At 59.3% G+C, this 13,412-nt stretch carries 8 protein-coding genes; 6 read left to right on the top strand and 2 right to left on the bottom strand.

Annotation, left to right across the window (positions count from 1 at the left end; genetic code table 11):
* The first annotated feature begins 36 nt into the window (after positions 1 to 36).
* The 3 genes from B8783_RS17045 to B8783_RS17055 all read left to right on the top strand — a co-directional run bounded on the left by B8783_RS17045 (position 37) and on the right by B8783_RS17055 (position 5,557).
* Positions 37 to 3,030, top strand: a complete 2,994-nt coding sequence (locus B8783_RS17045) for a TonB-dependent receptor domain-containing protein (protein ID WP_084421412.1) — start codon at positions 37 to 39, stop codon at positions 3,028 to 3,030.
* A gap of 88 nt (positions 3,031 to 3,118) precedes the next feature.
* Positions 3,119 to 4,597 carry a S10 family peptidase gene (locus B8783_RS17050; protein WP_084421415.1) on the top strand — a complete coding sequence of 493 codons (1,479 nt, stop codon included), beginning with the start codon at positions 3,119 to 3,121 and terminating at the stop codon, positions 4,595 to 4,597.
* Between the two features lie 6 nt (positions 4,598 to 4,603).
* On the top strand, positions 4,604 to 5,557 hold the full coding sequence (locus B8783_RS17055; RefSeq protein ID WP_084421417.1) for an ornithine cyclodeaminase family protein: 954 nt from the start codon (positions 4,604 to 4,606) through the stop codon (positions 5,555 to 5,557).
* On the opposite strand, the gene B8783_RS17060 is transcribed toward B8783_RS17055, so the two are convergent.
* Positions 5,549 to 6,808 carry an aminotransferase class V-fold PLP-dependent enzyme gene (locus tag B8783_RS17060; protein WP_084421419.1) on the bottom strand — a complete coding sequence of 420 codons (1,260 nt, stop codon included), beginning with the start codon at positions 6,806 to 6,808 and terminating at the stop codon, positions 5,549 to 5,551. The two genes, B8783_RS17055 and B8783_RS17060, sit on opposite strands and share 9 nt — an antisense overlap.
* 200 nt (positions 6,809 to 7,008) lie before the next feature.
* Between B8783_RS17060 and B8783_RS17065 the strand changes: the two genes are divergently transcribed.
* A complete protein-coding gene (locus B8783_RS17065; protein WP_169711836.1) occupies positions 7,009 to 8,523 on the top strand; it encodes a S10 family serine carboxypeptidase-like protein in 1,515 nt (504 codons plus the stop codon).
* Positions 8,520 to 11,075 (top strand): Rid family hydrolase, encoded by a 2,556-nt coding sequence (locus tag B8783_RS17070; RefSeq protein WP_233355843.1) that lies wholly within the window; start codon positions 8,520 to 8,522, stop codon positions 11,073 to 11,075. Before B8783_RS17065 ends, B8783_RS17070 begins: the two co-directional genes overlap by 4 nt.
* On the opposite strand, the gene B8783_RS17075 is transcribed toward B8783_RS17070, so the two are convergent.
* On the bottom strand, positions 11,072 to 11,554 hold the full coding sequence (locus B8783_RS17075; protein ID WP_084421428.1) for an Lrp/AsnC family transcriptional regulator: 483 nt from the start codon (positions 11,552 to 11,554) through the stop codon (positions 11,072 to 11,074). The genes B8783_RS17070 and B8783_RS17075 overlap by 4 nt on opposite strands.
* Positions 11,555 to 11,772: 218 nt before the next feature.
* Here B8783_RS17075 and B8783_RS17080 point away from each other — a divergent pair, with 218 nt between their 5' ends.
* A complete protein-coding gene (locus tag B8783_RS17080) occupies positions 11,773 to 13,362 on the top strand; it encodes a S10 family peptidase (protein ID WP_233355844.1) in 1,590 nt (529 codons plus the stop codon).
* Positions 13,363 to 13,412 lie beyond the last annotated feature (50 nt).

Raw genomic sequence — 13,412 nt, forward strand, 5'->3', positions numbered from 1 at the left:
CGCGAGCGCTACACCATAGAATAGAAGGGGTTGCAGATGTCGCGATATGCTATGATGCGGGGGCTGCTTGGAAGTTGTGCGCTGGTGGCAATCATGCCGGCGCTTGGGCTGCAGGCCACTGCCCAGGAAGAAGAAGTCATCACGACCTCTGAGGCCGATGCGGGTGACGATACAGCCCGTATGGACCTGGTGGTGACCACCGGGTCGCGCATCAAGCGCGAAGTGGCGTCAACGCCCGCACCTGTGACCTCTGTTGGCGAACAGGCCTTTGATGATCGCGGGTTCGTGACTGCCGCCGACGCGCTCAACGATATCACTTCGCTCAATCCGGATTTTAACCAGGCGGCCGGCGATGGATCGGCCAGCGGGTCAGGGCAGCAATTTCCAGAACTTTTCGGCCTCGGCGCTGGACGGACGCTGACGCTCGTCAACGGTCGACGGATGGTGACATCCTCCTCCGGTCTTGGCGATGCGCAGGTCGACGCGAACATCATCCCCACCGGGCTTATCGAGCGGATTGAGGTCGTTCAGGCCGGCGGCGCCGCGGTTTATGGTTCGGACGCCATTGCAGGCGTTATCAACTATATTCTGAAGGACGACTTTGAAGGCTTTGAAGCCGACGTTCAATTCACCGAAGGCGAGAATGACGCCTATAACGCACAGTCGGCGCGGATCACGGCGGGCACGAATTTTGACAATGGCCGCGGCAACGCAGCCTTCAACTTCGAAATGTCGAAGAGCCCATTGCTGCGCTTCTCTGACCTGCCGGTTTCGAACCGGTCGCGGATCACGCAGAGTAATTCCGCCGACACCGGCCCGAATGATGGCATTCCGTCCGTTTCCGAAGTGATGCCGGCCTATTTCTGGAACTTCAACGGCAATGGCGTCGTCTTCACCGCGCCCGCGCCTCCGCCTAACTTCCTGGCACGCGTCAACGGATCGCCGGTTCAGTTTTCACCGGACGGCTCCATCATTCCCTACGATCCTGGAAACATTCTCGGCATCCCATTTGCCGAAGGCGGGCAGGGGACCCGGTACAGCGATCTGGCGGGCCTTAGAACCGGTGTAGACCGGATGGTTGGCAACGCGATTGGTCATTATGATCTCACGCCGAACCTGCGACTGAACTGGGAACTGCTCTATGCTGACACCCAGGGTGAGAGCGTGCCACAAGGCTATGTGCGCACCGTGCTCAATCAGACCGACCCAGCGCTTGGCGCGATCTTGTTCACGCGGAACAACCCGTTCCTGACACAGGACGCGATCGACTCCCTCAGCCAGGCGAACCCCGGTTTTGCCTTTGGTGCGCCGCTCTGGCTGTCGCGCAACTTCTATAACGATCTCTTCCCGAGCAACGTCCAGGAGAACAAGACTGAGACTTGGCGTGGCATGGCGGAACTCGAAGGCGACTTCGACGCAGGAGACCGCAATTTCTATTGGACCGTGTCCGGCAGCTATTCAGAAGTTCTGGGTGAACAACGCGCCTGGGATGCGAATGTCGCGCTGTTCAATCAGGCCATCCAGGCAACCCGTGACGTCGACGGCAACATCGTCTGCGCGATCAATGCTGATAACGATCCGAGCAATGACGATCCAAACTGTGCGCCGCTTAACCCGTTTGGTGCCGGCAATATCAGCCAAGCGGCAAGCGAATATGTGTCGGTCCGTACGGGCAGCGACTTCGAGAACACCCAGATCGATTTCCTCGCCACGATTGGCACGGAACTGTTCCAGCTTCCGGCTGGCGGCGTCGATGCGGTGCTTGCCTATGAGCATCGCCGTGAAGAAGCGAGCTTTACGCCTCTGCGTGCCAACCAGCTTGGCCTGACAGGGACTGGGACGCTCGAAAAGCCGACCTCAGGTGAGTACAATACCAACGAACTGTCCGTCGAAGTGCTCGTGCCGATTGTTGGCGGCGACTTCACACTGCCGCTGGTTCAGGAACTCGAACTGTCCGGTACCTACCGGTTTGTCGACAACTCGATTGCCGGTGAGGAGTCCGTGTGGAGTCTCGGGACCCGCTGGGAACCAGTGGATGGCGTAACCGTCCGTGCGACCCGCAGCCGTAACTTCCGCGCCCCGACACTGACCCAGCTCTTCGCGCCGACGACGGTCACCGTGACCAATGCAGGCAACGATCCTTGCGATGCAGACCGGATCAATGCTGGGCCGAACCCGGCTGTCCGCCGCGCAAACTGTGAAGCCGAATGGGCCGCCAATCCTCAATATGGCGACCTTGCGACCTTCCAGGACCCGGCTGAGAACTTCTCGATCGCCGCGATTACCAGTGGTGGCAACCCGAACCTCGAGAACGAGGTTTCCGAGACGACCACCTACGGTATCGTTCTGGACCAGCTGCTCGTGCCCGGCCTGACCTTCTCGGCTGACCGCATCGAAATCGACCTTGAGGACGGCCTGTCGGCCTTCTCGAATGAAGACTTCATGGCGACCTGTTATGACAGCACGTCGCAACCGGCTGATATCTGTTCAGTGTTTACCCGGCTTCAGGCTGCAGACGGTTCCAACCCGGCTGGGACGGTCATCAGTGGTCGCTCAACCACCTTCAATGCCGGTCAGATCGTCTATCGCGGCGAGGTCTATTATCTGAACTATCAGTTCGACACCTCATTCGGCGATATCTCTCTTGGTCTCGAAGCCACGCACACGTCAGAACTCAGCACCTCTGTCACCGGCACGACTTTCAACCGGACGGACAATACGGTCGCTCAGCCTGATTGGGCTGGAAAGATCAACGCAGTCTATTCAACCGGACCTTTGCGGCTGACCTATCAGCTGAACTATCTGGACGAGGTGAAGGCACGTGAGGGCGCAACGATTGAGAACAATCCGAACCCGGTGATCGACTCCAACATCACGCATTCGGTCTCGGCCCTTTACTCGCTGGACAATGGCGTGACCTTCCGGGCTGGTATCAAGAACCTCACCGATGAAGAGCCGTCTTATCCGACGCTTGTTCATGGCGACATTCTGGGGCGGCGCTATTTCGCCGGCATGAATATCCGGTTCTAATGGGCGGATGAGACAAGAGCACACGACAAGACGCCCCTGTAGAGCGCGACCGGGCTTCGTCCAGACGCTGGCAATCGCCAGCGTCTGGATGACGGCTCCAGTTGTGCTTTCCGGCTGTGTGTCGGCCCCTGTTGCGCAGGCGCAAGCTCCGACGGAGGTTGCTGCTGAGCGGTTTCCTGCTGAGCGTACCGTTCCCGGAACCGGGACGTTTGGCGGCGAGGAGCTCGCCTATACCGCGGCTTTTGAATGGTTCGATATTGCGGGCACGGCTGACCTGCCGGGTGCGCGCCTAGCATCGGTGTCCTATGTGGCGGACAAGCTGGCGGGCGAGGCAGAGCGTCCGGTGCTTTTTGCGTTCAATGGCGGGCCGATCTCTCCCTCGCTTTACCTGCATATGGGCGCGCTCGGCCCGATGCGCGTCTCGGCGCCTGATGATCTTTCCGCGCCGGCTGAAGACTTTCGGCTCGTCGGCAATCCGGGCATGCCGCTTGATGTGGCCGATGTCGTGTTTTTCGATCCGGCCTCGACGGGATTCAGCCGTGTCGAAGAGGGCGGCGATCCGCGCGCCTACTACTCGGTCGAGGCAGATGCTGCGCAGTTCGTCAGCTTTGTGAAGGCCTGGCTGAAACGGCACGATCGAACCGGATCGCCGGTTTTCATCCTTGGTGAAAGCTATGGCACGATGCGTGCGGCTGAAGCGGCCGGGCAGCTGGCCGAAGCTGGGATGGCACCTGCAGGCGTTCATCTGATGGGGCAGGCGGTGAACATCATCGAATATGCCCAGCGCCAGCAGAACATCATTTCATTCGTGGTTTCCATGCCGACGCTCGCCGCGATGGGCTGGGTTCAGGACAAGGTTGACCGCAAGGGGCGGGACTTCGACACATTCGTGGCGGACGCCAAAGCGTTCGGCGAGACCGGCTATCTGCTCGCCCTTTTTCAGGGCAATGAGCTGCCAGCCGAGCAAGCTTCGAAGATTGCTGAAAGTCTTGAGGAATATACCGGCATTCCGGCGGCCTGGTATCTCGACAATCGCTTGCGGATTACCAAGGAACAGTACCGTGTCGAGCTTCTGAAAGATGAGGGCAAGGTATTGGGGCGTTCCGACGGGCGTTATGTTGGGACCGATCCCGGTCGCGACCCTTCTGGCGTGCTTGAATCGGTCTACGTGTCGAGCTGGGCAGATTATATGGACCAGACATTCGGTATCGAAGTTGACGACACCTATGCCCTGAATGCGCCTGTGAATGGCCTTGACGACTGGGGCTGGGGCGCGTCTTCGCCCTTCGGGCATTTCGACTATAGCGCACGCCTCAAGAAGGCCTTCGACGCCAATCCGGATTTCCGGCTGGTGGTCGGCAATGGCTATCAGGATACGATGACGACGGTCGGGGCAGCAGACTATCTGGTCAAGCAGTCCGACTGGCCCGCTGACCGGGTGAAGCTTGCCTATTATCCAGGGGGGCACATGGCCTATTCGGTCGACAGTTCAGCCGAGGCCTTCGGCAATGATGTGCGCGACTGGATCACAGGCTCAGGCGATTGGGCGACGCCGCCCGGGGAGTAGGCCGCGATGATCTTTGTCGATGGGCCACGGGTCCTTGAACTTCTGACATATCGCGACTGTATTCCGGTCATGCGCAGCGCGATGAAGCAACTCTCGTCGGGTGAGACCGAGCAGATGCTGCGTCAGATCCTGCCACTCGATCGCGGGCGGATGTTCGGCGTCATGGCGGGCGCGATGGGCGCGGGTCATGCCTGGGGCTCAAAGCTCGTCAGCGTGACGCCTGAGCGCACCGATCCAACCATTCCATCGCATCAGGGCGTCCTGATCCTGTTTGATCCAGATCGCGGCAGCCCTTCGGCCGTTGTCGAAGCCGGCGCTGTAACGGCGATAAGGACGGCAAGCGCCAGCGCCATGGCGAGCGATCTTCTGGCGCGGCCCGAGGCTAGAACCCTGGCGATCATTGGGACGGGCGAGCAGGCCCACCACCATGCGCTCGCGATGATGGAGGTGCGCCCGATCAGGTCTATTCGGATCTGGGGACGCTCAGTCGAGCGCGCCGAGGCGCTGGCGGCCAGACTTGCAAGTCATCTGGGTATAGATGTGGCTGCTGCCAGTTCGGTTGGGGAGGCCACGCAGGACGCCGACATCATCTGCACGGTCACGGCGGCGAATGACCCGGTTCTGTCTGGCGCGAGCGTGAAGCCGGGGGCGCATATCAATGTGGTCGGCTCGAGCTTTGATGGGCCGCGCGAGATCGATGATGATCTGGTGGCCGCTAGCCGATTCTTCGCCGACTCCGCAGAGTCGGTGCGGGCACAGGGCGCCGAGTTTCGTCATGCCTTGAAGTCAGGCGCGGTGGATGATGACCATCTTCTAGGTGAGATCGGTGAGGTCGCGCTGGGCCGCATTGAGGGCCGCACCAGCCCGCAGGACATCACGATCTACAAATCACTTGGCCATATCGTGCAGGATATCTCCGCGGGCGCGCTGGTGGTCGAGAAGGCCACGCGGTCAGATTGAGCCTGTCGCCTCGAGGAAAGCGTCGACATCATCCATCGTGTTGAAGACAGACACTGTCGGCCGGAACCGGTTGCGCGACAGGGTCGTGGTGATGCCGCGTTCCTTCATGGCAGGACTGAGGCGTTGGCGGGCATTCTCAAGAACTGCCGTAACGATCGGCGTGCGCGCTTCGTCAGGCGTCATCACGTCAAAGCCCTGCGATTTCAGGCCCTCTTTTAGCCGTGTCGTGAGCGTTGTTGCATGCGCCTGGATGGTCTCGACTCTCACGTCGAGGATGTAGTCGAGTGAAGCATTGAGCAGCGCGATAACCGAGTGCGCATGTGTGCCGAGCGCGAACCAGCCGGCTGCGTCGTCAGAGAATTCGTAGTCGACGGGCGTGTCGCCGGGCGGGTCGAAAGGATAGAGGTGTGTGGTGAAAGTACTGATGCCGTAATAGCCGTAATTTGTGCGCGTGAGCGCTTCCATCGCGCCCTTTCGGACATAAAGAAATCCGAGGCCAAAGTCGCCCATCAGCCATTTGTAGGTGGCGGTCGCGGCGAAATCGACGCCGCTCGCATGCAGGTCCACGGGGACGCAGCCAGCAGCGTGAATGATGTCGGCATAGACAAGCGCGCCGCGTGAATGGGCGAGGTCGCAGACGGCTTTCAAATCGTGCTCAAAGCCATTCACTGTTGAGACGAGCGAGAGTGAAACCAGCTTCGTTCCAGGGGTTATCGCCCGATCGAGATCTTCCAGTCGGATACGGCCATCGACCGCCTTCACCCAGCTGACCTCGTAGCCTTGTCTTTCAAGCTCACCGTAGAGCGGGAACGAGCCGAAGAAGTGAAGTGAATCCGTGACAATTTTTGCGCCCTGCTCAGGCAGGCCCAGCGAGCGGACGATGGCCTGCTCACCGGCTGTCGTGCTTTGCACATAGGTGATCTCGCTGGGGTCAGCGTTCACGAGGCGGGCAAATTTCTCGATCGGGCCATCACTGTTCAGGCTGTAGTCGCTTGCCGGGTCAAACGCTGCGCGGTGTTTGATATAGGCGTCCAGAGACGCGCTGGCAGGTTTGCTGAAGGGGTGTTGTGACCCGCTATTGAGATAGATGCCCTTGGGAGAAAAGTTCGCGCGGTCCGGGAGTATGATAGTGCTCGGGTCCGGCGCAGCGGGCGCCATTGGCGCCGTCTCTGCCGCGACGGGCGTGCGACATGCGGAGCCGGCAAATGCGGCTGCGGCGAGAGTCAGGGCATTGCGGCGTGTGACTTTCATCGGGATCTCCCAGATTCGTTTGACCCGACAACACTAGACGCGGTTTCCGGGTAATCGCATTTGAAGTTCATGTCTTCAAAAGGCAAAGCGAATTGATCATTCCCAGACGGCGACCCTACCGCATGGATTTGCCACCTCGTCTGAGGCGGGCCGTCAATTAGGCATAGGAATCCGTGCTCTGCTGGCGGACAATGCCACTCATGATGAAATCGTCTGCTTTGAAGAGGCTTGGCCTCGTCTCCGCCCTCAGTGTGTTTTCGGTCTCGGCCGCTGTTTCGGCGCAAGTCGCCGAGCCAGATACGGCTCAATGGACACACGTCCAGAACGGCGAGGTCTTCACTGTGGATAATGGGCCCGGTACCGGCGCGCTGTCGTACCGCGTGCACTGGGATGAACTGGTCCTCAATGAGGAGGTGAATGGGAAGGCCTCAACGATTTCAGGCACTTCCTATTTCTGTGACTGCGGCGAGAGGGCCGACCGGCCGGTGATGTTCCTCTTTAATGGGGGGCCGGGAGCGTCGTCCTCCCCGCTACACTTTGCACTCGGTCCAAGGCTCCGCGGCGAGACGGGGGCGCCATTCGAGAGCAATGCGGACACGATCCTGCCACTCGTGGATCTGGTTTTTATTGATCCCGTCGAGACGGGCTATAGCCGGGCGGCGTCAGACGATGGCGAAAGCCGGTTTCTGGGCGTTGCGGGCGACGTTGAAGCCGTCGATGCATTCATCCATGCGTGGACTGTCGAACATGGCCGCGAAGCTTCGCCCGTCTTTATTACAGGTCAGAGTTATGGCGGATTTCGCCTCTCGACCCTGACGTCGAAGCTGGAAGACATGGACGTTGCCGGACTGGTGATGGTGTCGCCTGCGATCAATATGGCCGCCGATAATGGCGACGAAACGAGTGTCTTCACCCTGCCGACCATGGCGGCTACCGCCTGGCGTTTCGGAAAGTCAGACATTGAAGCGGCAACCGAAGCAGAGGCCTGGGAGACCGCGAGGGCTTTTGCCGAAACCGGATACCTTGTCGCGCTTCAGCAGGGCGACTTGATCGGGGCAGCTGACAAGGTAGCGATCGCGCAAAAACTCGCCGGCATGACGGGGCTTTCGGTAGAGTTGGTCGAGGATAGCGATCTTCGCGTCGACATTCAGGATTTCCTCGAAAATGTCCTCGCCGATGAGAACAAGCTGGTCAGCAGGCTCAATACGGCCGTTACGCAGGAAAAGCGCCCACCAGCCAATCCTGACCGTCCGGACGGCGCGAATGACCCCTCGCTTGGCCTCGGCCGGTCGAACAAGATCATATCCGAAGACATCGGCGCGTATCTAAAGGCGATCACCGGATTGGAACGCGAGGATGGCTATCGCTCCCTCAATCTCGATGCGAACTTCGCGTGGGACTGGCGGGATGATGTCGAGGGCAATCCTTTCAGCTTCAGCGCTGCGCCGCGTCTATCGGCCTATCTGCGCGAGAATGAAGACGTCAGCCTGCTCGTCTTCGGGGGCTACCGTGACCTTGCTGTGCCTCTGCTGAAAACCCAGTACATTTTGACCCATAGCGGCCTGCCGCAGGACCGTGTGGAGCTTGTTGCCGTTGAGAGCGGACATTCGCCATTCGATGAAGATGGCACGCGTGCCGCCTTTGCTGACAGGCTAGAGGCCTTCGTAAAGGCGGCGCTTGATCGCCGCGAAGCAGGCCAAGGGGCTGGGCAATGAAAATTACTATCCGTGCACTGCTGATATCGGCCGGAATGGTTGCCGTTGCGGCGAGCGCAAATGCTCAGGACTATGCCTACACGCTGATCCAGAATGGAGAGGATGTTGGCTATCTCAAGGTCGACAAGGACGGCGCGACTGAACAAGTCGACTATTTCGTCGACAGCAATGGTCGTGGGCCAAAGCATAGCGAATTGATACGGCTCGACGAAGAGAGTGTCCCCGTATCATGGACCGTTGATGGGACCTCGCTCATGGGCGGCGAAGTGGCCGAGAGTTACTCGCGGGCTAATGGCGTTGCCGAGTGGACCAGCCAGGCAGATAGCGGCAAGGAAGCCATCGAAGAACCGGCGCTATATGCTGTCAACGATAACAGTCCGTGGGCGGACTATGTCTATGCCCGCGCGCTACTGAAGGATACGGACCATACGATGCCAGTCTTGCCGGCGGGGTCGATTTCGCTGGAAGAGGTTCGGCAGGTAGAGCTTGTCCATGATGGTCAGCCTTTGCAGCTGACGATCTATCGTTTGTCCGGCATCGACATGAACGCGTCGCTGATTGCGCTTGATCGCGATGGGGTTCTATTCTCGAACTTCTCCCTGATCCGGGAGGGTTATGAGAGCCTTCTGCCTGGGCTTCAGGAAATCTCGAGTGAGATATCCAATGAGCGCAGTCGGACGCTGGCGAGCACGCTGCGGCACACGTTCGACACGCCTTTTGCAATTGCGAATGTTCGTATTCTTGATCCGGCCGCGGGGGCACTTGGAGAGCCATCAACGGTTACGGTGGAGGGCCAGCGGATCAAGTCGATCACGCCCTACGACGCGACCGAAACGCTTCCTGCCAATATACCGGTGTTCGCTGGCGGCGGTGATACGCTGATGCCGGGCATGTGGGACGTCCATTCCCACGCTTCGAAGAGCTCCGGTCTCTATTACATTGCCGCTGGCGTGACCTCGACCCGCGATATGGGCAATGACAATGAATTCCTGCCACAGCTTATGCAGGACATGAAGGACGGCAATGCAATCGGTCCGCGCATTACCCCGGCCGGGTTCATCGAGGGGCGCAGTCCGTATTCGGCGCGTTACGGTATCATCGTCGAGAGCCAGCAAGAGGCGCTCGACGCGGTCGACTGGTATGCCGAGCGCGGCTATCCCTTCATCAAGATCTACAACTCTATGACGCCGGCTTGGGTGCCCGCCATGGCGGCACGGGCCAAGGCGCATGGCATGAAGGCGATCGGGCACGTGCCCGCCTTCACAAATGCTGACAATATGATCCGTGCCGGCTATTCGGAGATCACGCATATAAATCAGCTGATGCTCGGCTGGTTGCTCGCGCCTGATGAGGATACGCGCACGCCGCTCCGCCTCACCGGAATGGCACGCGGTGCGGCCCTGGACCTGAATGCTGAGAAGGTGAAGACGACCGTTCGCCTGATGCAGGACAATGATGTCGGCGTCGATCCGACAGCCGTTATTTTGGAACGCCTGATGATGAGCCGGGCCGGGACCGTGCAGGAAGGCGATGCCGCCTATCTCGATCACATGCCGATTGGCTATCAACGATATCGCAAACGCACCTTTGTCACCCTCGAGGATGATGCGGCAGACAAGGCTTATCGGGAGGGTTTCCAGCGTGTGCTCGATACGCTGAAACTGCTGCACGATGCCGGGATCCGTATCCTGCCGGGCACCGATGATGGCACAGGGTTTACGGTTCACCGTGAGCTGGAGCTCTATGCCAAAGCGGGCATTCCCAATGAGGATGTGCTGCGGATCGGGACGTCAGGACCGGCGGCGTATTTCGGCTATGGTGACGACCTCGGCACCATTGAACCGGGAAAACTGGCGGACTTTGTTCTGGTCGAAGGCAATCCGCTGGAAGACCTGTCGGCCATCCGGAATGGACGAATGGTGGTTAAGGACGGGGACGTCTATTTCCCATCAGAAATCTATGAGGCGCTCAGCATCGAGCCTTTCACCGAAGCACCATCGCTCGTGAGCAAGGTCGCCGATGAAGCAATTCCGGCCCGGTATGAGGGTGAAGACCTGCCCAAACTCGAATATTATCCGATGCAAGTCGGCGGGGTGCCGGTTGATCCGGCACAGCTGCCTTTCTCGGCGGCGGTTCGGGTCGGCGACTTCATCTTTCTATCGGGGCAGATCGGGCGCGGCGGCGAGACATTCGAGGACGATGCCCGCCAGGTCATGGATTCGATCAAGGCGCTGACTGAACGTACAGGCGCCAGCATGTCCGACATGTTCAAATGTACCGTGATGATCGACGACATGACGTTGTGGCCAGCCTTTAACGAGGTCTACAAGACCTACTTCGAGCCGGGGAAAATGCCGGCGCGAAGCGCTTTCGGCGCAGACGGTCTCGCGCTTGGCGCGCCCATTGAGGTTGAGTGCATGCTCTATGCGCCGCAGCCGAGCGCTGGTGTCCCGGGCGGGCAAGGGCCGGGCTTTCTCATCTGGCTGCTGGGTGGGCTTTGTGTCGTGCTTGCTGGTGTGACCGGTTTCCTTCTGGGCCGGAAGCCGGCCTAGAGCGCCATACTGCCGCGAACCGGGATCGCCGTGGTCGACTTGATTTCGCCAAGCGTCGCGGTCGAGTTGACGTTCTCGACGCCGGGCAGGGCGAGCAGGAAGTCCATGAGAAACTCCTGATACCATTTCATGGATTTCGCCTGGATCTTCATGAGAAGGTCCATCTCCCCGAAGATCGAATAGCATTCGAGGACTTCAGGTGTGTTCTGGATTTTCCGGCTGAAGGTCTCACGCTCTTTATCGGTCAGTTTGGCGACCTTCACATAGGCAAAGATGTGAAGCCCGTAGCCGAGTTTTTCACGATCCAGGATGGCGACTTGCTGCTTGATGTAGCCTTCGTCCTTTAGCCGCTGCAGCCTGCGCCAGCAGGGCGATTGTGACAGCCCGACAATTTCGGCCAGCTCTACGGTGGACACGGAGCAGTCTTTCTGGAGCTGCTCGAGGATCTTGATATCAAATATCGACAATTCTTCGCTCATGCGGTTAGCTTATCTGCTTTCTGGCAGAAAAACAGGACATGAATGCAACACTTTCGGAAAAAGTGCCTAAGTTAACCGGTGGCATTTGTGGTCATTTGGTGAGTGTCCCGAATAGATTTTATCGCTCATCGCGGTCGAAACGCCCAATTCGGATAGTTTATCTCCGCCCGGCGCTCTAATCTGCTGGGACTGATAATCACAACCACGCTGGGGCAGCCATGTTGAAGTCCGTTTCCGGGTACCTGAAAATCATGAGTTGTGCGTCGGTTGGAATTGGCCTTCTGGCAGCCTGCGCCACCGCGCAAGCGTACGATATTCCGGTTTCGGAGAAGCCTCTGGCGGAAACGACGGCGCCTGTGGAGGCGACGGCTGACGCGCACGAGCCGGGCCTTTATCGCAAAGTCACGCAGCATGAGATCACGGTGAACGGCCAGCGCGTGACCTATGATGCGATTGCGGCTGAGACCCTTCTCTCGGATATGAATGGCGCGCCGACGGGACGGATCTTTTCCTTCACCTATCTGAGGACCAATGATCCGGCACCGGACCGCCCGGTTCTGTTCGTCTTCAATGGAGGGCCTGGCTCTTCATCGCTCTGGATTCATATGGGTGCGATCGGCCCGAAGCGGGTTCTTCTGGATGCCGAAGTCAATCCATCGAACGTGCCGCCTTTCGGGGTTGAGTCCAACCCGGACTCCGTCATCGACGTTGCAGATATTGTCTTCATTGATCCGGTTGGGACCGGCTTCAGCCTTGCTGAGCCGGACGTCGATCCGGCGACCTTCTGGGGCGTCGATGAAGACGCGGACTCCGTAGCGCAGTTCATCGAGCTCTGGCTCAGCGAATATGGCCGCTGGAATGCCCCGAAATATGTTCTTGGCGAGAGCTATGGCACGCAGCGCGCATCTGTTCTGCCCCGGGCGCTGATGGGCAGTCCGATCTACAATGGTGTGATGCGGGGGATAACGCTGGACGGCATCATCCTGCTTGGCACAACGCTGGAGGGACGAGGTGGCCCCGAACCGACGGCGCATGAGGCTGCTGAAGAGCTCGCGCGTAGCCTTCCCGGCTTGGCGGTGACAGCCTTCTTTCATGGGCAATCGCAGGCCGGTTTCGATGATGTGGGCGACTTGTTCGATGCGGCATCGGAATATGCGAAAGGACCCTATAGCCAAGCGTTGATGAAGCTGTCTGACGGAACGCTCAGCGATGATGAGCGTCAGGACGTCATCGACGAGCTTGAAACATATACGGGGCTTTCTGCGGCTGAGATCGGCGATGACCTTGTGGTCGATGAGCGCGAATTTGCAAAACTGCTTCTGGCTGACGGCGGACAGGAAGTCGGTATGTATGATAGCCGCTACACACTGCCGCTTGCGAATTCCGGCAATGATCCGGTCGCCGATGACCCCGCGATGGGACAATACGTTCCAGGCTTTGTTGGGGCGTTCAACCAGATGCTAGGCGAGACGCTCGGCGTGGAGACCGGCCGGCCCTATATCGCGATCCACTGGAAGGACTTGTTGCCTGCCTGGAATTGGGAACGGCGCGGCGTGCTGCCGGGGCAAAGCTATGCGGTCGACCTTGCCTGGTCCATGCGGCGCAATCGTGATCTCCGGCTCTTCGTGGCCTCTGGCTATTATGATCTTGTCACCACGCCCGCCGATGCCTTCGCGCAGATCGCCGGGGCCGGATTGCCGCTCGACCGCGTCCGGTTCGAGAATTACGCCTCAGGCCACATGCTTTACCTCGGAGGAACCGGGGATGAGTTTGCAGAGGATTTGCGGGAGTTCATGACCAACAAATAGGTCTGTCCGGACGAAAAATGCGTTGGCAGCTGACCGTGAGCCCCGGGGGC

This window comes from Henriciella litoralis, assembly GCF_002088935.1.
In the GTDB taxonomy this organism is placed as follows: Bacteria; Pseudomonadota; Alphaproteobacteria; order Caulobacterales; family Hyphomonadaceae; genus Henriciella; species Henriciella litoralis.

What these genes read in the sequence shown, in the direction of transcription:
- B8783_RS17045 (WP_084421412.1), top strand. Translation starts at nt 37, where the DNA reads ATGTCGCGATATGCTATGATGCGGGGGCTGCTTGGAAGTTGTGCGCTG.
- B8783_RS17050 (WP_084421415.1), top strand. Translation starts at nt 3,119, where the DNA reads ATGACGGCTCCAGTTGTGCTTTCCGGCTGTGTGTCGGCCCCTGTTGCG.
- B8783_RS17055 (WP_084421417.1), top strand. Translation starts at nt 4,604, where the DNA reads ATGATCTTTGTCGATGGGCCACGGGTCCTTGAACTTCTGACATATCGC.
- B8783_RS17060 (WP_084421419.1), bottom strand. Translation starts at nt 6,808, where the DNA reads ATGAAAGTCACACGCCGCAATGCCCTGACTCTCGCCGCAGCCGCATTT.
- B8783_RS17065 (WP_169711836.1), top strand. Translation starts at nt 7,009, where the DNA reads ATGATGAAATCGTCTGCTTTGAAGAGGCTTGGCCTCGTCTCCGCCCTC.
- B8783_RS17070 (WP_233355843.1), top strand. Translation starts at nt 8,520, where the DNA reads ATGAAAATTACTATCCGTGCACTGCTGATATCGGCCGGAATGGTTGCC.
- B8783_RS17075 (WP_084421428.1), bottom strand. Translation starts at nt 11,554, where the DNA reads ATGAGCGAAGAATTGTCGATATTTGATATCAAGATCCTCGAGCAGCTC.
- B8783_RS17080 (WP_233355844.1), top strand. Translation starts at nt 11,773, where the DNA reads ATGTTGAAGTCCGTTTCCGGGTACCTGAAAATCATGAGTTGTGCGTCG.